The organism is Streptomyces sp. ASQP_92, from assembly GCF_025399895.1.
GTDB lineage: Bacteria > Actinomycetota > Actinomycetes > Streptomycetales > Streptomycetaceae > Streptomyces.
The window spans coordinates 145318-165001 of sequence record NZ_JAODUA010000004.1; the positions used below are offsets into that span (position 1 = coordinate 145318).

At 68.8% G+C, this 19684-nt stretch carries 13 protein-coding genes and 1 pseudogene; 8 read left to right on the forward strand and 6 right to left on the reverse strand.

Translation table 11 applies throughout. The features are described 5' to 3' along the window. Window positions 1–89: 89 nt before the first annotated feature. Together N4G70_RS12655 and N4G70_RS12660 are read right to left on the reverse strand one after the other, a co-directional pair. A complete protein-coding gene (locus N4G70_RS12655) occupies window positions 90–3299 on the reverse strand; it encodes an RHS repeat-associated core domain-containing protein (RefSeq protein WP_261712921.1) in 3210 nt (1069 codons plus the stop codon). 515 nt (window positions 3300–3814) lie between these two features. Continuing rightward, the gene (locus N4G70_RS12660) at window positions 3815–4522 is read right to left on the reverse strand and encodes a restriction endonuclease (protein WP_261712683.1); all 708 of its coding nucleotides are present in this window, start codon (window positions 4520–4522) and stop codon (window positions 3815–3817) included. A gap of 307 nt (window positions 4523–4829) precedes the next feature. Here N4G70_RS12660 and N4G70_RS12665 point away from each other — a divergent pair, with 307 nt between their 5' ends. The 6 genes and pseudogenes from N4G70_RS12665 to N4G70_RS12690 all read left to right on the forward strand — a co-directional run bounded on the left by N4G70_RS12665 (window position 4830) and on the right by N4G70_RS12690 (window position 12556). Beyond that, window positions 4830–5342 carry a hypothetical protein gene (locus N4G70_RS12665; protein WP_261712684.1) on the forward strand — a complete coding sequence of 171 codons (513 nt, stop codon included), beginning with the start codon at window positions 4830–4832 and terminating at the stop codon, window positions 5340–5342. Between the two features lie 668 nt (window positions 5343–6010). Continuing rightward, a complete protein-coding gene (locus N4G70_RS12670) occupies window positions 6011–8137 on the forward strand; it encodes an FG-GAP-like repeat-containing protein (RefSeq protein WP_261712685.1) in 2127 nt (708 codons plus the stop codon). Window positions 8138–8351: 214 nt separating this feature from the next. Beyond that, complete coding sequence (locus N4G70_RS12675) at window positions 8352–9974, forward strand: transglycosylase family protein (RefSeq protein ID WP_261712686.1); 1623 nt, start codon at window positions 8352–8354, stop codon at window positions 9972–9974. Between the two features lie 156 nt (window positions 9975–10130). Then, window positions 10131–10354, forward strand: a pseudogene (locus N4G70_RS12680) (oxidoreductase); the annotation flags it as partial. A gap of 421 nt (window positions 10355–10775) precedes the next feature. After that, window positions 10776–12026, forward strand: a complete 1251-nt coding sequence (locus N4G70_RS12685; RefSeq protein ID WP_261712687.1) for an acyl-CoA dehydrogenase family protein — start codon at window positions 10776–10778, stop codon at window positions 12024–12026. Window positions 12027–12097: 71 nt separating this feature from the next. Further along, a complete protein-coding gene (locus tag N4G70_RS12690) occupies window positions 12098–12556 on the forward strand; it encodes an Rrf2 family transcriptional regulator (protein WP_261712688.1) in 459 nt (152 codons plus the stop codon). Window positions 12557–12569: 13 nt separating this feature from the next. On the opposite strand, the gene N4G70_RS12695 is transcribed toward N4G70_RS12690, so the two are convergent. The 4 genes from N4G70_RS12695 to N4G70_RS12710 all read right to left on the reverse strand — a co-directional run bounded on the left by N4G70_RS12695 (window position 12570) and on the right by N4G70_RS12710 (window position 16874). Continuing rightward, complete coding sequence (locus N4G70_RS12695) at window positions 12570–14438, reverse strand: aldo/keto reductase (protein WP_261712689.1); 1869 nt, start codon at window positions 14436–14438, stop codon at window positions 12570–12572. A 184-nt stretch (window positions 14439–14622) separates the two neighbouring features. Beyond that, a complete protein-coding gene (locus N4G70_RS12700) occupies window positions 14623–15279 on the reverse strand; it encodes a cutinase family protein (protein ID WP_261712690.1) in 657 nt (218 codons plus the stop codon). A 139-nt stretch (window positions 15280–15418) separates the two neighbouring features. Further along, window positions 15419–16195, reverse strand: coding sequence for a thioesterase II family protein (locus tag N4G70_RS12705; RefSeq protein WP_261712691.1), 777 nt, complete (start codon window positions 16193–16195; stop codon window positions 15419–15421). Continuing rightward, a complete protein-coding gene (locus N4G70_RS12710; protein WP_261712692.1) occupies window positions 16185–16874 on the reverse strand; it encodes a FadR/GntR family transcriptional regulator in 690 nt (229 codons plus the stop codon). The genes N4G70_RS12705 and N4G70_RS12710 overlap by 11 nt, the downstream gene beginning before the upstream one ends. 189 nt (window positions 16875–17063) lie before the next feature. On the opposite strand from N4G70_RS12710, the gene leuA reads away from it, so the two are divergent. Both leuA and N4G70_RS12720 read left to right on the forward strand, forming a co-directional pair. Beyond that, a complete protein-coding gene (gene leuA / locus N4G70_RS12715; RefSeq protein WP_261712693.1) occupies window positions 17064–18860 on the forward strand; it encodes a 2-isopropylmalate synthase in 1797 nt (598 codons plus the stop codon). Beyond that, complete coding sequence (locus tag N4G70_RS12720) at window positions 18857–19675, forward strand: ABC transporter ATP-binding protein (protein ID WP_399035207.1); 819 nt, start codon at window positions 18857–18859, stop codon at window positions 19673–19675. Before leuA ends, N4G70_RS12720 begins: the two co-directional genes overlap by 4 nt. The last annotated feature ends 9 nt before the right edge of the window (window positions 19676–19684 follow it).

Here is a 19684-nt window from a genome sequence, read left to right on the forward strand (position 1 = left end):
GCGGAGAAGTGTGTTCTCCGCCCCTCGGGAGGACCGGCCGAACCAGCAACGCTGCTGGCAGGGCCGGCTGAACTCACTGAATCCGTGGGCTACTTCAGGGAGTCCTCAACCTTTCCTGAGACGTAGTCACCCGCGGCCGTGCTGGCATAGGCGCAGCCGACTTCGAGTGCCACCGCACCCGTTCCACCGGTGGGCAGTCCGGCGAAGCCTGCCGCGAACTGGCAGCCGCTTTCGATGGCGATGCCCGTCGCTATGCCTGCCGCCTGTCCCCACAGCGCGTCGGTGTCGCCCTCGAGGCCACTGGAGACCGCGTCGGTGACGTCCTTCACGTCTCCGGGCAGATCGGTGAGGCTGTAGAGGCCGCGCGGGTCGATGCGGTTGACGGGGTCGCCCTCGGCGTACAGGTAGGGGTTCTTCTCCTGGCCGGAGGGGTCGGGCTGGGTGAAGCGGCCGATGTTGGGGTCGTAGTAGCGGGCGCCCAGGTGGTAGAGCCCGGTCGGGTCCTGGTGGCCGCCGGCGAAGCGGTAGGGCTGCGGGACGGTCTCGGTGGTGGTGCGGGACACGCCTCGCGGGCTGTACGTGTACGTGTTGATCTTCGCCCCGGACTGGTCGGCGAGGCCGATCACCGAGCCGAGCGCGTCGGTCAGGTAGTAGTAGGCCTTGCCCCCGGTCGTCATGGAGTTCAGGGTGCCCCCGGGCTCCCGGTTGAATCCGGTGTCGACGCCGCCGGTGGTCTCCGCCGACAGGCCCAACGGGCCGTTGTGGAAGGTGGTTTGGCCCAGCTTGGTGCGCTCCGACTGGTCGGTCGAGGCGTACTGGCCGTCATAGGTGGTGCCGCCCACGGCAAGGGACTTCAGCTGGGAGTAGTCGGACCACTTCTCCGCGGTACGGGTGCCTTCCGGGGTGGAGGCCCCGGCGGTTTCGTTGCCGGCCTTGTCGTACGACCAGTTGGTGGTGGAGCCGTTCTTGCCGGTGATCTGCTGTGCGCCGTTCACCGTGTACGTGGTGCCGCGCGGGCAGCCGGGGTCGGTGCCCTGGGAGGTGAGGTTGCCGGCGAGGTCGTAGCAGTACTGCCAGGAGGAGTTGAGGGTGGTCCCCTTCTCCTCCTTGGCGTAGGAGAAGCGACCCGCCACGTCATAGGTGTACGACGTCTTGAGTCCGGCCAGGACGTCGGTGGCGGTGCGGATCTTCGAGCCGTCGGTCGCGCCCCCGGTCCCGTAACCGTAGGTGTAGGTCAGATGCGTGAGCGTGCCCTTGGGCGAGGTCGTCTTGATGGTGACGGGACGGTTCGAGTTGTCCACGTCCACGCTCTGCACGGTGTTGCCGGGGTACGTGGTGCTGGTGCGGGTGTCGTTGTTGTTGTAGCCGTACGTCGTCTTGCGCCCGGCCTGGTCCTTCAGCTCGACCAGGCGGTTGGCCTTGTCCCAGGTGTAGTCCAGGACGCCCGAGGGATCGGTGTAGGTGTCGACGTTGCCGTTGGCCGTGTAGGCGAGGACGGTCTGCGAGCCGTCCTGGAGGGTGCGGATCGTCTCGCGGGACAGCGCATCGAACTGGTAGGTCTGGGTGCCGGTGCGGTCGGTGCGCGTCGTCAGGTTGCCGTCGCCGTCGTAGGTGTACCGGACGGTGTCGTAGCTGCCGGTGTCGACCTTGATGACCCGGTCCCGGTCGTCATAGGTGTAGAGGGTGGTGACGCCGCGGCCGTCCTTGGAGTCGGTGACGCGACCCAGCGCGTCGTAGTGGTACGTCACCTTGCCGATCTGGGTGGGCGGGGTCACCGAGTCCAGGTTGCCCCGGGTGTCGTAGTGGAACGACGTCACCGAGTTCTGGGTGCCGCTCAGCTTCGTGGTGGCCTTGCAGCGCTGGCCCTGGAAACCGCCGCAGGTCGGGGTCGCCGGGTTGTAGTCGATGGTCGCGGAGCCGCCCCCGGTGCCGCTCTGCGCCACGGAGATCGTGTTGCCCACCGTGTCGTACCCGTAGTCCGTCTTGTCGCCGTCGGCCGAGGTGGCCGATGCGGGCACGTCCCGGCCCGCCTTCGTCGACCAGCCCGCCACCGTCGAGGTCGCCCCTGTCGGCAGTTTGGCGGAGGTCGGGTTGCCGCGGGTGTCCCAGCCGTAGGTGGTCACATTGCCGTTGCCGCCGCCCACCCCCATCGCGTCCGTCGCCGTCTGTGTGAGGTGGGCCTTGTAGGACTTGGACCGCTCGTGGGTGAGCGCGTCGGTGACCTTGGTGACCTCCCCGTCCCCGTTGTGCTCGAACGTGGTCGCGTACGTGAGGGGATCGGTCACGGTGGTCGTGCCCGCGCTGAAGCGGCTCGACGTGTCGTAGGAATAGGTGTAGGTGGGGGCGTCGCCGCCCGACCCGCCGAGTTCGATGAAGCGCCGCATCGAGGTGACGCGGCTTGCCGAGTCGTAGGTGAACACCGTCGCCCTGGACTCGGGCGTCGTCACCTTGATCAGCCGTCCGTCCTCGTCGTAGCCGTAGGACGTGGCGTTGCCGCTGGTGTCCCAGGACCGCAGGAGGCGGCCGGTTGTCGAGTCGGTGTCGTACTTGACGCTCCGGCCGCTGTTGTCCGTGGCGGTCCAGAGCGTGGCGCTCGTCTTGACGAGGTTGATGGTGCGGCCCGACCGGTCCTCCGTCAGCTTGAAGCCGGCGACATAGCCGTCAGTGTCCTTGTTGGCGGCGACGGAGATGGTGCCGTTGTTGCGGTCGGTCACCTTGGTGAGATCCCCGGACGCGTCGTAGGTGTCCTTGGAGCCGGACTTGCGGTCGGTGAGGGTGTAGGTGCCGTCACTGTTCTTCTTGAGGTCCTTGTCGTACCCGTCAGGCGTCGCGAGCGTGCCGTCGGCGTTCTTCGTGAAGCTGACGGTCGCCCCGGACGAGTCGTACCAGATGACTTCGCTGGTGAACCCGGTGTCCAAGCGGCGCTCGTACCCGGTCCACCAAGGGCCTGAGATCTGGCCGAAGGGAGCGTCGAAGGAGTTGTAGGTCCGGGTCAGCTGCAACGAGTCACCGACGCCGGCGATGTCGAAGTCGGTGGCGGCCAGCATCAGGTTGCCGGTGGAGTAGTCGATCCGCCCCACCAGTGAGTCGGTGATGCGGAAGTCGAAGATCTGGTGCCACGGCACAGCGCCCTGCCCCTCGGGCACGTACACCTTCACCGAAGGTGCCAGAGCCCCGGTGGCCTTCTGGCCCGCGAGGCGGGACTTCTGCCCGGCTTCCCACTGCCGCTGTTCGGGACTTGTCGCCGCCTTGCGCCGGTTCTGCGGTGGCTTGTTCTTCCCCACCTGCACGGCCGGCATGGTGGCGCGGCCCTTGTTCTGCCCCCACACCGAACCCTGCCCCGGGGCGGGGGCGGCCGCCAGCGCCGGCAGGGCGGACGCGCCCAGACCCAGCACCACGACAGAGGCGATCAGAGAATGTCTGGCTGTGAGACGCGCACGCCGAAACGGCATGCCGAAGGTACGCGAATGCACTGTCTTCCCCCCGTGTAGGAAGTCACACCTGGCAACCCCAACGGTCACCAGGGGCACACACATTCGCACAGGACTCACACAGAACTGCCGCCCCTTCCCCGGAAGTTGAGGCGCATCCCCGCAGGAATCGGCCCCTCCCCTTGCCGCTCTCATCGCCGGCCAAGAAGGGTGTATCGGACGATCCGCAGCGATACGCGGTCGCTGTTCCGGTGGGCATCGCGGCAAGCGAGACCAACACATCGGCTGAAAACCGCCCCCCGTCATCTCACGGGCCGCCTTGGACCGATGCACTCAGGGCGGCGACGGGATCTCTTTCTCCGCGAGGGCCGGGGCGCGGGGCATCAGGCGGAAGGTCGCCTCCTGGGTCTGCCGCCACTGCCACTGCCGGTGCCACTGCCGTTCAGGGGGATCAGGGTTTCCAGGTGGGCGCCCTTGACCCAGGCGCCGAGCAGGTCGCGGTGGACGGCCACGATGTTCTGCCGCAGGGCCAGGCCCATGGCGTCCTTGGTGAAGGTGCGGCAGGTGGTGACGAACAGGGCGACATCCGCGCCGTGTTCGAGGCGTGCGGTGCCGACGAACTTCTGCATGTCCTGCGACGGCACGCTGCGGTGCGGCGCGTACTTCTTGCACTGGACGACGAGTTTGCGGCCATCCGCCAGGTGGCCGACGACATCGGCGCCCAGGTCGCCGCTGCGGCCGCTGACGACGACCTTCGTGCAGCCGTCCCGGCGGCACAGTTCGGCGACGTACGCCTCGAACTCCTGCCACGACAGCGCGTCGACCTGCGCCATCGACAACTCCCGGGCCCTCGCCTCCTCCTGAGCCCGCCATTCGCGGTCCCGTGCGACCGCTGTGCGGTGCGCCCGCCACACCACCCATCCGGCTGCGCCCACCACGGCCACCGCCAACACCGTCACCAGGACCGGCCAGACCGTCGACCAGTGCGCGGCCAGCCACACCACCGCGATCGCCCCAAGGATGGAGCTCCACCCCTGGACTTGCCTGCGCGTCCGCTTCCTCATACGCAGAAGCCGTCGCTGTGCCGCCATGACTCCCCCACTCCCCCACCCTGCTCCGCAGTCTGCAAGCCCTTATCGCGGCCAGGCAAGAGGGCCTCTGTCCCGCGCGGCCGATCACATCGTTACGGCCCGCTGCCAGCGGGAAGGCAATCCCCCAGGCACACCGGCTGATCATCTCCCGACCCGCCTCGAAGCCACATCAGGCTGCCCGGCGTACCGTCCGCCGGGCGGGGTACCAGTTGGATCGCCGTACCGCCCTTCACCGCAGTGGCTCCCGGCCGTCATGCGCTTGGCCGCGCGAAGGGATGAGCCTCGTGAGGGTGGGCACACGACCCTCATGCACGGACACCATGCGCGTCCCGCCAACTCGCTCTTCGGCCTGATCCCCGCGACCGGCTCCTCCTCGGACGGACGAGCCGGCGTCAAACATTCAGGACCGGGCCGATTCAGGTTCACCGGTCGGCTGCGACGAAGGATCCTCGCGTACCGGGCGATCGACTTCCTGTCCACGCACATCCCAGGCGCTTCGGGCCCCGGCGAGGAGTGTCTGCTCCTCGTCCACATACGCCAGGTCGTCGGGCAGATTCACTATCAGTACTGCGACCGCTGCACCGAGGGGATCATCACCGCCGTCACCATCGACGAGCGATTCCGCAGCGCGGGCCTCGGCACCCGAGCACTTTCACATCTCCGCTCCTGTCACCCCGGCATCACCTGGGCCAGCACACCGAACTCCCGGATCACACGCGACCTTCTGCGCCGCATGCGCATCCCCACGGTCCCCGGGCAAACGCCGTGCGCGTGCGTACAACAGCCACTCTCCGGAGCGCCCCAGACCACATCTTCGTGACCGGCCGCCCCCTGGTTCCGGACGGCATGTCCGCCTCGACCAGGGGGCTGTAGACGTCGGTGTCGTAGTGCAGGGTGTCCTGCTCGGTCGTTCCCGTGGCGGTCACGACCTGTGCGGTGTCGCCCGGCGCGGCCCCAACTGATCCTGGCCCAGGCGGGTTTGCAGGCATGGCCGCAGTGCCCGCCAGCCATCGCTGTAGTGCTCTCGGACGCGCCGACAGACCGCTGATCAAGGGCATGCCTCCCGGCCTTTCCCCATGGCCGGGAGGCATGTGCAATTAGGCCCGGAGGTACGGCGGCTGCGCCCAGGAAGCGAATCCGGGTGTGGGCGGCGTGGGGTCGCACGGTCCGCGTTTCCAGCCTGGTCTGCGCGTGCCCCGCCCTTCTTCCGACCGCACCCGAGCCCATGCCGGCGAGGTGCGTGGACGCTTGTGGCCCAGGCCTCTTTCGGTCAGTGATCATGCCTTCCGCAGCGGCGGAGCGCCGAGCAGAGTTGGTCTTGCCACCGCACGCAAGACCTGGTGGCAGGTCGGCTCAGGTGACCGCTGTTCCTGCAGGACAGCTGTCGACGGACCCTCCGCCGTGTGCTTGGCCGCTGCCTTCTCTCTGGCAGTGCCGCCCTCACACGCCCACGAACTCCTCTCAACGACAACGCAATGGGGAACAACCATGCCTACGCACAAGACGACGACCCGTACAGCCTCTCTGTTGCTGGTCACGGCGATCGCTTCGGTCAGTCTCGTGACCGGAACCGCTCACGCTGACTCCGTCCAGTCCAGCTGGCAGTCGGTGACCTCGACCGGCACCTTGGGCAAGGGCGCGGCCGCAGGGGGCCAGGTGACCCGTCAGCAGGTGGTGGACCGCGCGAGGGACTGGGCGGTCAACGCGGTTCCCTACAGCAGAAACGGCCTCAACTCTCCGTACAGTTGGTACTCGGACGCCGCGACGGGCGGTCGCTACCGACAGGACTGCTCGGGACTGATATCGATGGCCTGGCAGCTGCCCGACAGTCGTAACACCTGGTCACTGCGCGACGTTTCGACGCAGATCAGCCGCTCGGACCTGAAGCCCGGCGACGCTCTCAACAACACCGACACCCACGTGATCCTTTTCGCCGGATGGAAGGACCAGTCGGCCGGCACGTTCTACTTCTACTCCGAGAGTGGCCGCAGCGTGCCCACCCAGCGCTACGTCGGCGACTTCAACGCCAGGATGCTGTCGGGGCACCCGACGAGCGGGTACCAGGCGTACCGCTACGACAAGATCGTCGACGGCTCCGTCACCTCGGACCCGGGCGGCAACCAGCCGAACGCGACTCCCGCCGTCGCATCCATCACCGGCCCGGCCAGCACCGCGATCGTGACCGGCGAGATCCCGCTGACCGCGTCGGTCGCCGAGAGCGTCGGAACCCCCACCGGTGCGGAGTTCTTCATCGACGGTGAATCCGCGGGCGTTGTCGACGCCTCCAGCGCCAACTACGCCGTCTCCCTTGACACCGCCGAACTGTCCGACGGCCCTCACACCCTCACCGTCCGGGCCAAGAACGGCGCAAGCCAGGCGGGTCCGATCTCGGCCGCCCGGGGGTTCTTCGTCGCCAACAAGGCGGTGCCGACCACGACGACCGGTGACTTCAACGGCGACAAGAAGGACGACATCGCGGTCCTCTACAACAACGGCCAGAACGCGGCGGGCAAGAACATCACCGCGCTGTGGACGTTCACCAGCACCGGAAACGGCTTCGGCGCCCCGGTCAAGGCCTGGGACAACGACAACGCGAGCACCGGCTCCTGGAACGCCGACCGCAGCAAGCTGACCGTCGGCGACTTCAACGGCGACGGCAAGGCAGACGTGGGCGTCCTCTACAACAACGGCGAGTCGGCCACCGGCAAGAACATCACCGCGCTGTGGACGTTCACCAGCACCGGAAACGGCTTCGGCGCCCCGGTCAAGGCCTGGGACAACGACGACACCACCACCGGTTCATGGAACTGGGACCGCAGCAAGCCCGTTGCGGGCGACTTCAACGGCGACGGCAAGGACGACCTCGGCGTCCTCTACAACGAGGGCCAGGACGTCGGCGGCGTCAACCACACCGCCTTCCACATCTTCTACGCCTTCGACGGTGGCATCCACGGACCCAAGCGGGCCTGGGACAACGACGACACCACCACCGGTTCATGGAACTGGGACCGCAGCAAGCCCGTCGCAGGCGACTTCAACGGCGACGGCAAGGACGACCTCGGCGTCCTCTACAACGAGGGCCAGGACGACAAGGGCGTCAACCACACCGCCTTCCACGTCGGCTACGGACGCGCCGACGGCATCACCGCACCAGAGCGAGCCTGGGACAACAACGACACCACCACCGGTTCGTGGAACTGGGAGCGCAGCAAGGCCGTTGCGGGCGACTTCAACGGCGACGGCAAGGACGACCTCGGCATCTTCTATGACGGCGGCCAGGACGGCGCCGGCGTGAACCACTCCGCCTTCCACATCGGCTACGGACGCGCCGACGGCATCACCGCACCCAAGCGAGCCTGGGACAACAACGACACCACGTCCGGTTCGTGGAACGCCGATCGCAGCAAGCTCGTGGCCGGTGACTTCAACGGCGACGGCAAGGACGACCTCGGCGTCCTGTACAACAACGGCGAGGACCAGCAGGGCAAGAACAACGCGTCGCTGTTCACCTTCAACGGCCGCAACGACGGTACGTACGGCATCTACGGGCCGGTGAAGGCCTGGGACAACAGCGCCTCCGGCAGCTGGAACTGGTACCGCAGCGACCTGGGCTGACCCCCTTCAGGGCTGCCGACGGTCCTCGCACCTCGAACGGGTGCGAGGGCCGTCGGCGAAGCGGCTCGGCAAGGTCGCACGGGGAGCCGCCTGTTACCCCGAATCCGCACAGGACGACGAGGGCTGCCAGTAGCGGCGGCTCGACAGGCGCTCCCGACTCCCCATATTCCTTCCGGCCGCCCCATCGGGCCGCCGCTCGCCACCAGGACTTCGTATGCCCCTCCCCCGCAAGCCCGCGGCGCTCATCACCCTCACCGCCGGCCTCGCCCTGTCCCTCATTGCGGCAGGCCCCGCGTCGGCCGCATCAGTGAGCACTTGGGACCGGGTGGCCCACTGTGAAAGCACCGACGACTGGAAGATCGTCTCTGCCAACGGCCTCTACTATGGCGGGCTTCAGATCAGCAAGCCCACTTGGGACGCGTACGGTGGCCAGAAGTATGCTGCCTACCCCCATCAGGCCACCAAGCAGCAGCAGATCCTCATAGCGGAGAAGATCCTTCGGGGTTCTGGTGCGAGTCAGTGGACCTGCGCGCGCGAGGCCGGCCTCACCAACGACGGAATCGACCCGTACCCGAGCCCCGTCCCGCCGGTCTCCGCCGTCACCGCCCCCGATACCCGTACCGTTCACGACGGTACGGTCACATTCTCCGCATCGGTGACTGATCAGGTGGGCACGCCGGTTTCCGCCACCTTCCTGGTCGACGGCGGTGACGTGGGCACGGTGACCGGATCCGGACCGACGTACAGCCTTGGCTTCGACAGCACAACGCTCGTGGACGGGCCGCACACTCTGGAGGTTCGCGCGGTCAATGACGCGGGCCAGACCGGACAGCCCTCGTCGAAGACGACCTTCTTCACCGCCAACCGCGCTGCGGCCACACAAACCACCGGTGACTTCAACGGCGATGGCAAGGACGACATCGCCATCCTCTACGGCAACGGACAGCAGACCGACGGCACCAACCAGACCGCCCTGTGGACCCTCCTCAGCAAGGGCACGGCCGGCTTCGCCGACCCGGTCAAGTCCTGGGACAACCTCGCTTCCGGCAGCGGCTCCTGGGACTGGAACCGCTCCAAGATCACCACGGGCGACTTCAACGGTGACGGCAGAACCGACATCGGCGTCCTCTACAACAACGGGCAGCAGACCAACGGCACCAACCAGACTTCTTTGTGGACGTTCAGCAGCAACGGCAGCGGCTTCGCGGCCCCCGTCAAGGCATGGCAGAGCACCGAAAGCTGGAACTGGGACCGTTCGAAGCTCACCGCCGGGGACTTCAACGGTGACGGCAAGAGCGATGTCGGCGTGCTCTACAACGTGGGGGAACAGGCGGACGGTTCACACCAGACGGCACTGTGGACGTTCACCAGCACCGGCAACGGCTTCACAGCGCCGCAGCTGAAGTGGGACAACAACGACCGCACCACCGGATCATGGAACTGGGACCGCTCCAAGGTCGTCGCAGGCGACTTCAACGGTGACGGCAAGAGCGACGTCGGCGTGCTCTACAACAACGGACAGCAAACCGACGGCACCAACAAGTCCGCCCTGTGGACCGCCACCAGCAACGGCAGCGGCTTCGGCGCACCGGTGAAGAAGTGGGAAAGCTCCGGCAGTTGGAACGCCGACTCCTCCAAGGTCACGTCCGGCGACTTCAACGGCGATGGCCGCACCGACGTCGGCGTTCTCTACAACTACGGGCAGGATGCCCAAGGAACCAACCGCACCGGTCTGTGGACCTTCACCAGCACGGGCACGGACTTCGGATCCCCGACGACGCAGTGGGACAGCAGCCGCACAGGCTCCTGGAACTGGTACCGCAGCGACCTGGCCTGAGGACCCGGATCCCAGCGCCTCGCCGCCGACTGAGATGCCCAGGAACACCGGCTGGTGGCCTTGGGCGTCTCGGCATGTGTTCGTCGGTCAGCGATTCTGGGTGCGGTCCGGGGAGTCCTCCGGCCGGTCTTGGGTCGTAGGGGCGGACTCCGTATGCCGGCCGTCGCCACAGCGGGGCAGGAAAGGGTGAATCCCCACGCGCTGCCCCTCGACGACTTCTCCACCGAGGTGATGCATCCGCTCTCGCAGGACCCACCCCGCGCGAAATCCTCGTGGACAACGTCCGCATGCACCGCTGGGCCGAGCGCGACGGCACGTACACCGGCCCGGTCGCCCAGCGCTCCCGGGCCCTGGCCATGCTCCCCCGCCGACAGGGCTGACGCCTGCCCGTTCCGATTCCCCAAGTACCAGTCGGCGAAGCGGTGTTCGTGCCCGGTGAGATTCTCGTCGGGGGTGGGAGTGAAGGCGGTGGAGTCCGGGCTGGTGGTGGTGTGGGCTCTTTATCCGCCGGTCACCCTCCCGGCCTCCCTATATTTCCCATCGAATTACTAGGGAAGCATTGACGGTCCGCCGATCCGGTGCGCAGGATGGGCCCATGGCCCCCTCACAGCAGCGACTCGTTCGCCGACTGCACGTCGACTTCGGTCACGTCACCAGTGCCGCCTGTTGCCACGCGTAGAGCACTGCGCTCACACGTGTCGGCCCGTAACAGGCGGTTGGGTCAAGGGACATACGCGGCTTCCCGAGCAGCGCGCGGTCCCAACGCCCCCTCTGCCTGACCATCTTGAGGAGACCACCGCCATGGGCGTTGCCACCGCGCCGTCCGTTCACGTTGACGTTCCCGTTCCCGTCACGGATGCCGACCGGATCGGGCCCAGCGGTGCGCACTGGCCGCGAGTGGCCCGCGAGACCGCCGACGATCTGGCCACGGACGCGGCGGCCAGGGAGCAGGCGGGCAAGGCCCCTTTCGACGAGGTGTCCCGTCTGCGTGAGGCGGAGTTGCTGACGCTCCTCATACCGCGCGAGCTCGGCGGAGGCGGTGCGGACTGGCCCACGGCCTGCGCCGTCGTCCGGGAGATCGCCGCCGCCGACGGCGCGGTCGGTCAACTGCTCGCCTGTCACTACTTCCTGTCGTGGAGCGCCCGGCTGTTCTCCGCGCCCGTCCTGGCCGCCGAGATCGAGCGGCAGACCGCGGCACAGCAGTGGTGCTGGGGTGGTGGACTCGGTGGCCAGGAGCTGCCGTTGACACTGACCAAGACGTCCGGTGGTTATGTGCTCGACGGCCGGCAGAGCTACGCCACCGGGGTCCTGGTCGCCGACCGTCTCGCCGTGCGGGCCGAGCGCGCCGACACGGGCGAACCCTTCGCGGTCGTCGTCGATGCCGCCCGTCTCGGCGTAGGGATCGACGGCGACGCCGACACCTTCGGCCAGCGGCTCGCGGCCGGCGGAAACGTGGAGTTCGATGCCGTGCCCGTCGCCGCCCACGACGTGCTCGGATCCCTGTCCACGGACGAGGACGTCCTGTCGCCCCGGGCCGCTCTCGCGTCGCCGATCGGGCGCCTCCTCTCGGCCCAGCTGCTGCTCGGCATGACCGAGGGGGTGCTCGCCGAAGCGCGTGAGTACAGCAGGAGCCACTCCCCCTGGCGTCCGGACTGGCCGATCGGGTCTCCCCAGGACCCGCAGGTCCTGACCACCTACGGAGAACTCACCGTCCTCGCCCGCTCCGCCTCCGCCCTCGCCGACCAGGCGCTCACAGCCGTGCACACCGGGCTGGCACGCGACGAGGATCTGACCTTCGACGAGTACGCGGAGATCTCCGTCCTGGTGGCCGTGGCCGAAGCCGCCGCTTCCAGGGCGGCGCAGGAGTCGACCACGCGCGCCCTGGACGTCATCGGCGCCCGTTCCGCGTCCGCGCGGCTCGGCTTCGACCGCTTCTGGCGCAACGCCCGGGCCCACACGCTGTACGAGCCCATCGCCCCGCGGCTTCGCGACGTCGGGGACTACTTCCTCAACGGCGCGCACCCTCCATTCGTCCTGCCTGTCCGCCCGTGAGGATCCGGAGCCACGCACGCGCGACGAGATCGCCGCCCACGCCGATCGGCACCGTACGGAATACTGCGGACATGAGGATCTCAGCCAGGGCCGACTACGCGGTGCGCGCCGCATTGCAGCTCGCCGCGTCACCGGATGCCGCGCCGCTGAAGGCCGAGGCCATCGCCGACGCCCAGAACATCCCGCACAAATTCCTCGAAGGCATCCTCAACGACATGCGCCGGGGCGGTCTCGTGCTCAGCCAGCGTGGCATCAACGGCGGTTACCGGCTGGCCAAGCCCGCCGAGTCCATCAGCATCGCCGACGTCATACGTGTCGTGGACGGTCCGCTGGTGTCCGTGCGCGGCGTACGCCCTCCGGAGCTGTCCTACACCGGGCCCGCCCAATCACTGCTCCCCCTGTGGATCGCACTGCGTTCCAACGTGCGGGAGATCCTGGACGGCGTATCCCTGGCCGATGTCGCGTCGGCCCAACTCCCGCCGTCCGTCGCCGCGTTGGCCGACGCTCCCGGAGCCTGGACCAACCCCTGAGGCGTCGAACCACTCACTGCTGGACGATCTCCTCCGCACCGAACCGCAGGGCGCAGTCCCACGTGTCGATGTCGCTGAACATCAACTGCACCAATTCGATGGACCACTTCCAGTCACAGTTCTTCACCCCGAACAGCGCGGCCAGCGTGTTCCTCAGGGGCATACCGATGTAGCGCCGCTTCAGACCCACGCGGGACGGGACTCGTACCGAGCCGAGATCCTCCGCCGTGACGTGGCCCCGTTCCACCAGCCACTCCTCGATGAAGGACTGGGTCACCGGCTGGCCCTTCTCCTTTGCCGCCTCCACGAGAGTGGTGCGCACGGCGTCGGCGGCGCCCGCTTCACCGAGGCCTGCCAGCCACTTTCCGAGCTCGGGGCGGAGGGCGAACGAGGTGTCGTTCGTCTGCCCGGAACTCTGCTGCTTGCGCCACGTGTCGATCTTCTCCATCGCGGCGTACTGCTCGTCGCCCGTGAAGTCGTCGTGGTCGGGGCCGCCGCCGAAGTTCCCCAGGTTGGCCGCTTGTCTGCCGGGCGAGCCGCTGCTGCTGATCATGGTGGCGTTGGACGTGCCGTCGGACTTCGGGAACGAGCCGGCCATGGTGTAGATGAGGCCGTTGAGGTCGTCCGGCGAGCTCAGGTCGAGGCCCATCTGGTCGGCCGTCGTGATGACGTCGTAGTAGTACAGGTGCGCGCCCGACTCCTTGATCGCGTTCTGTACGGTCTCGCTGAGCAGCACACTCTCGACGGAGTTCTCGACCACGTCGACGCCACCGAACTCGGCGAGCAGACCCGCGTGGGCCTCGCCCACGTTCCCGAGCCCGACCTGCCCGGTGACCCGGTCGCCCTTCAACTCCGTGAGCACCTGCCAGGCCTGCGCGAGGACGCGCTTGTCGGCGTCCAGGTTGTGGATGACCAGGCTGTCGAACCGGCCCTGGAACAGGGCGGCGACCCGTTCGAGGCGGGCGCGCAGCACTTCGGCCGACTCGCCCGTACGGACGTCGAACTTGTACAGGATCTCGTAGCTGTCGCGCGGCAGTCCGGCCAGCACCTCGGAAACGATCTCGGTGTTGCGGTAGCTCTCCGCCGTGTCGAAGCGCCGGTACCCCGCGTCGACGGCGCTGGTGAGCTGTTCCTTGCTGCGTCCGTCCACACCGAAGACCAGCCACGGCTTGGCCGTCTCGGACTCCGGGGAGTCGGCCGGCATCCGGGCGATCACCGGGGAACCCTGGTGCGTGGGGCCGGCAGCGGGCACGGTGGCGCGCTGGACCGGCGGCGAACCGGCCATCACCCGCCGGGCGTTGGCCTCCGCCGCGCGCTCGAACGTGTCCGAGGGATCCGAGACGCGCAGGCCGTCGCCCCGGTCGGTGCCGGTGACCGGCCCTTGGCGCTGCTGGATGACGTGGGTCAACTCGTGGGCCAGCGTGTGCTTGTCGGCACCGCTGTCGCCGATGACGACGTGGTCACCGCTCGTGTAGGCACGCGCCCCGACTTCGGCGGCCGATGCCTTGGCTTCGGGGCCGTCATGGATGCGTACGCCGGTGAAGTCGGCGCCGAGGCGGGCCTCCATGTCGGTACGGGTGTGGTCGTCCAGCGGACGGCCGGGCGCACGCAGCACATCGTGGACGGCCGAGCGTCGCTGCACCGCCGGGGCCTCTGCCTGACCGTGCTCCCGCTGCACTCCGCAACCGTCCGTGAGGACGTGCTGCTCCTGGGACCACCCGTGGCCGGAGTCTCGCAGCATCTGCACCACCGCGGCGTTGCCCGCGGCGCTCTGGAGTGCGAGGAGCCCGGTGGGTATCGCGCCCTCCGCGGCCGTTGGCGTGGCCGCGCCCTTGCGGGGCGTCCTGCTCCGGGGCGTCTGGGCCTGCTCGTTGGCGTGCATGGGGACCTCTCACGGGCGCGAGCCGGGACTGGGTTTCCCAGCCTATAGCCCGGCCTCTGGGCGGAGTAACTGCCCGTGAAATTCAGCCAATTCACCCCCAGACGTGCGGCCGGCCCCCTGAGGCGTTGTGATGAGTGGAGTCACCACGCTGCCGCAAGGGGCCCGCCTCGGCGAGTCCTCCCTGTTACCAGGGGTACCAAGCGCCGTTGTACCACTGCTCGTTGGCGTCGTCGTTGTGGTGATCCATGTCGAAGTCCGGCCAGTAGTTCTCGTTGTGGTTCTTCGGGTACGTCCAGATACCGGCGGACTCGTCGCAGATGTAGTCCCAGTAGCAGATGGACTTCACCGGCACATTGCCGAAGTCACGGTCGGAGCCCGAGAGCGGGGGGCCGATGACCCCGCCGAACGGCGCGGCGCTGCCGTTGGTCCCAGGACCACCCTGCCGCTTGGGGTCGGCGAGGAGGATGGCGTTGACGTTGCCGAACGTCCTCCAGTTCTCACTGATCCACACGTGCACCACGGCGGCGCCCATGGAGTAGCCGCCCATCTTGACGTGCTGCCACGGGCACGCGGCACGCTGCTCCCGTACCAGCCGGTTCAGTTCACCGACGCCCTGCCGGACGCTCGGGCCGCTGGGAACCTGGCTGAAGTAACTCACGTGCTGCTGGATGTTGCCGTGGAACCGGTCGTTGTCCCACGTGCTCCACGTGCCCCCGACGACGATCGTGTAGGTGCCGTCGCACGGTGCCGTTACCGCCTGGGCCGGGGATCCCTGCGCCAGTGAAAGCCCGGATGTCAGCACGAGAGCGGCTAACGCGGCCGCGATCCTGCCTTTTCGCATGCGGTTCTCCCTGTGTTGTGGGCCTGCCCGTCTGCCGCCCGACGCGGTGCACGGTCGGCCGAGTTCATGAACGACCGTGGCAGTGGTCGATGAAATCCCACTGAAACCCGCGAGCCGACGCCGAGTTGGGCGCCGGTCGTCAGCGGGCCACCCCGAGACACAGGGCACGCACGACGTCCGCCACCTCTCCGGCGCACTCGTTGGTGAAGAAGTGGCCGCCCCGGAACGTGTGCGTCCGGAGGGTGGCGGTCGTGTGCCGCTGCCACGCCTGGACGTCGGCGGGGTTGGTGAGGGGATCCGAGTCCCCCATGAGGGCGATGACGGGACACTCGATGGTGGCCCCGGGCTCCGGCCGGTAGCGGCCGTGGGCCGCGAGGTCGCCGCGGATGACGGGCAGGAAGAGGCCGCGCGCAACGGGATGGTCCAGGAGCCGGGAGTCGTCGCCCAGCGACCGGAGCAGTTCGACCAGCGGCTGGTCCGGGTCCCCGGTGCCGTCGCCGGGCGGCGCGATGGACGGCAGCCTGAGCCGGGACGGCGCGGGGTGCCCGGAGGCCACGAGGACGAGCCGCCGCTGATCGGCCGTCCTGCGGATGACCTCGTACGCCACGGCGGCTCCCAGGCTGTGCCCGAACAGGACGACGGACCCGCCCTCGTGCCACGCGGCGAACGCCTCGGCCAACTCGTCCGCGAGGGCGTGCACATCGGTGAAGGGCGGGCTGGACCGGCGGTCCGCCCGGCCCGGGTACTGCACGCAGGCCGGCCGCGCGGTGTCGGCGAGCCGGCCGGCCAGGCCCTGGTAGGAGTCGGCCGAGCTCCCCGAGTGCGGGAAGAACAGCAGCTGCGGGGACCCGGCGGGCGCCGTGGTGGGGAAGGGGCGGATGTGCGGGGCCAAGCCGGACGCGGTGTCAGATCGCATGGAGGCGTTCGAGCGTCCGCTTCAGCTCCTCGCGCAGGGTGCGCCCGGCGGTTTCGGCGTCCGCCCGCGCGATGGCCTCCACCAGCAGGGTGTGCCCGTCGTCGCCGTGGTTGGGGTCCCCCGAGCGCAGGTTGAGCAGTTCCACCAGGTCGATGAGACCCTGGCGCAGTACGGGGACGAACTCGGCGAACAGGCCGGTCAGTACGGGGTTGTGGGCGGCGGCGACCATGGCCGCGTGCAGGGCGATGTCGGCGTCGACGAACTCGGCGTTGCCCGCCTCCGCGGCGTCGCGGCGGTCGGCCAGCGCCTGGTTGAGGGCGACGAGGTCGTCGTCGGTGCGGCGCTGCGCGGCCATCTGCGCGGCCTCGACCTCGATGAGCATGCGCACTTCGTACACGTCGGTGACGGCCGCGCGCCGCAGGCTCGTGGGCCAGTCCTCCTGGGGCTTGGTGGCGATCACGAAGACCCCGGCGCCCTGGCGCGGCTGCACGAGACCCGCGCCGGCCAGCGCGCGCAGGGCCTCGCGCACGGTCGAACGCCCCACGCCGAGGATCTGGGCGAGCGCGTTCTCGCCGGGGAGCTTGGTTCCGACGTTCCACTCCCCCTGGGTGATCTGCTCGCGCAGCCGCTCAGTGGCCTGCTCGACCAGGGGAGTTGGCCGCAGTGCGCCCAATGGCATCCGACGTTCACCTTCGCTTTCACATCTCGGGTTGTCTGAGGTGTTGGATTGTGGTTACTGTACCCGGCATGTCGCTGTGCGAGCTTCTTCTTCTCGGTTGCCGCTGCGGGGCCTGAATCGACCGGCACCCCGCAGCGGGTGTCGAGACGTGCCGGTCACCAGTTGGCCGACCGAAAGTGGTTCCGTCTCATGGCTTCACCCCACACCCAGGCTTTCGCCACGCTGCGCACCCCGTCGGGCCCCGTTCCCGCGGGCGCTCCGGCGTGGAACCCGCAGCGGCCGAGCGCGATGCGGCACGAGCGGTACCGGCCCGCGCACGACCGGGTCGCGCTGCCCCTGACGGACCGGACCTGGCCGTCGCGCCGACTGGAGCAGGCCCCGCTGTGGGTGCCGGTCGATCTGCGCGACGGCAACCAGGCGCTGGCCGAGCCCATGGACACCGAGCGCAAGCGCCGGATGTTCGACCTGATGGTCACCATGGGCTACAAGGAGATCGAGGTCGGCTATCCCTCCGCCAGCCAGACCGACTTCGACTTCGTACGCCACCTCGCCACCAGCGGCGCCGTGCCCGAGGACGTGACCATCTCCGTCTTCACCGCCGCCCGCAATGACCTGATCGACCGCACCATCGCCTCCATCGAGGGGCTGCCGCGCACCGTCGTCCATCTCTACACCGCCACCGCGCCGGCCTGGCGCGACGTGGTCCTGGGCCGCTCCCGCACCGAGCTCCACGGGATGATCCTGGATGCCGCCGGTTACCTGATGCGGCGCGCCGAGGAGCAGAAGGGGGCCGACATCCGGTTCGAGTTCTCCCCCGAGGTCTTCAACCTCACCGAACCCGACTTCGTCCTGGAGGTCTGCAACAGCGTCACCGAGCTGTGGGACGCCTCCCCGGACCGGCCGGTGATCCACAACCTCCCGGCCACGGTGGAGATCGCCACGCCCAACGTGTACGCGGACCAGATCGAGTACATGGACCGCCATCTGGCGCGGCGCGACGCGGTGATCCTCTCCGTGCACCCCCACAACGACCGCGGCACGGGCGTGGCCTGCGCCGAACTCGCCGTCCTGGCAGGGGCGCAGCGGGTGGAGGGGTGTCTGTTCGGCAACGGCGAGCGGACCGGCAACGTCGACCTCGTCACGCTGGCGCTGAACCTGTACGCGCAGGGTGTGAACCCCATGGTCGACTTCTCCGACATCGACGCGGTGCGCGAGGTGGTGGAGCACTGCAACCGGCTGCCCATCCATCCGCGCCACCCCTATGTCGGCGAGCTCGTGCACACGGCCTTCTCCGGGACCCACCAGGACGCCATCTCCAAGGGCATGGCCCACCACACGAAGCGGGCGGCGGAGCTGGGCGTCCCGGCCGAGGAGGCGCCCTGGGAGGTTCCGTACCTGCCGATCGACCCGAGTGACATCGGGCGTACGTATGAGGAAGTCATCCGGATCAACTCCCAGTCCGGCAAGGGCGGCATCGCGCATCTGCTCCACACCCACCACGGCCTGGACCTGCCCAAGGGGATGCGGCCGGACTTCTCCGGCGCGGTACAGCGCGCCACCGACGCGAGCGGGCAGGAACTCTCGCACAAGGACCTGTGGGACCTCTTCCGCACGCACTACATCGCGCCGGCCCAGGACGGTCCCCTCGTCCTGAACTCGTGGAGCACCACCGAGACCGGGCCGGGTGAGCACCGGTTCAGCTGCGTCCTGAGCGCGAACGGTCAGGAACGTTCCTACGAAGGCACCGGCAACGGGCCGCTGTCCGCCCTCACCCAGGTCCTCGGCAGCGCCGGCGTCACCGTCGACATCCTCAACTACGCGGAGCACGCCACCAGCGTGGGGCCCGGCAGCCCCGCCGTCGCGTACGCCGAGTGCCGGGTGGACGGGGCCACGTTCTGGGGCGCCGGCTGGGACACCTCCATCCTCGCCGCGTCGGTGCAGGCCGTGCTCGCCGCCGTCAACCGGGCCGGACAGGCCGGACGGTGACCGACTCCCCGGTGTCCACCGCTCCCCCCGTGCTGCGTGTGGACGGTGTCGATCTCGTCCGCGACGGCAACCACATCCTGCACGACGTGTCCCTGACCGTACGGCCCGGCGAGCACTGGGCGTTGCTCGGGGCCAACGGCGCCGGGAAGAGCACCCTGCTGGGCCTCCTCGGCGCGCTCACTCATCCGACGCGGGGCACGGTCGAAGTCCTGGGCCACCGCCTGGGCCGGGTCGACATGCGCCAACTCCGTTCGTACGTAGGGCATGTGGACCCGCGCCACGCACTGCGCACGCCGCTGCGGGTCCAGGACGTCGTGCTGACCGGGCTGACCAACACCGTCGAACGCGTACCGCGCTGGAACCCGACGCCCGAGCAGGTCGCCACGGCCGAGCGCCTCATCGACCTGCTCGGTCTGGGAGAGCGGCGCTCCGCGCGCTGGCCCACGCTGTCCCAGGGCGAGCGGGGCAGAGCTCTCATCGCCCGCGCGCTCATGCCAAGTCCACGGCTGCTGTTGCTGGATGAGCCCGCGACCGGTCTGGACGTCGCCGGCCGGGAACAGCTCATCGAGCGGATCGACACACTCCAGGGGACCCATCCGGAGCTGTCGTCGGTACTGGTCACCCATCATCTGGAGGAGCTCCCTCCCGGCACGACGCACGCCATGCTGCTGCGGGACGGTCGCTGCCTCGCCTCCGGTCCGGTGGGCGCGGTCTTGACCAGTGATCAGGTCAGCAAGTGCTTCGACCATCCGATCCACCTCGACCGCGCCGACGGCCGGTGGAGTGTGCGAGCCCGCCGCCCGTCCATGCCGTAACCCGGCCGA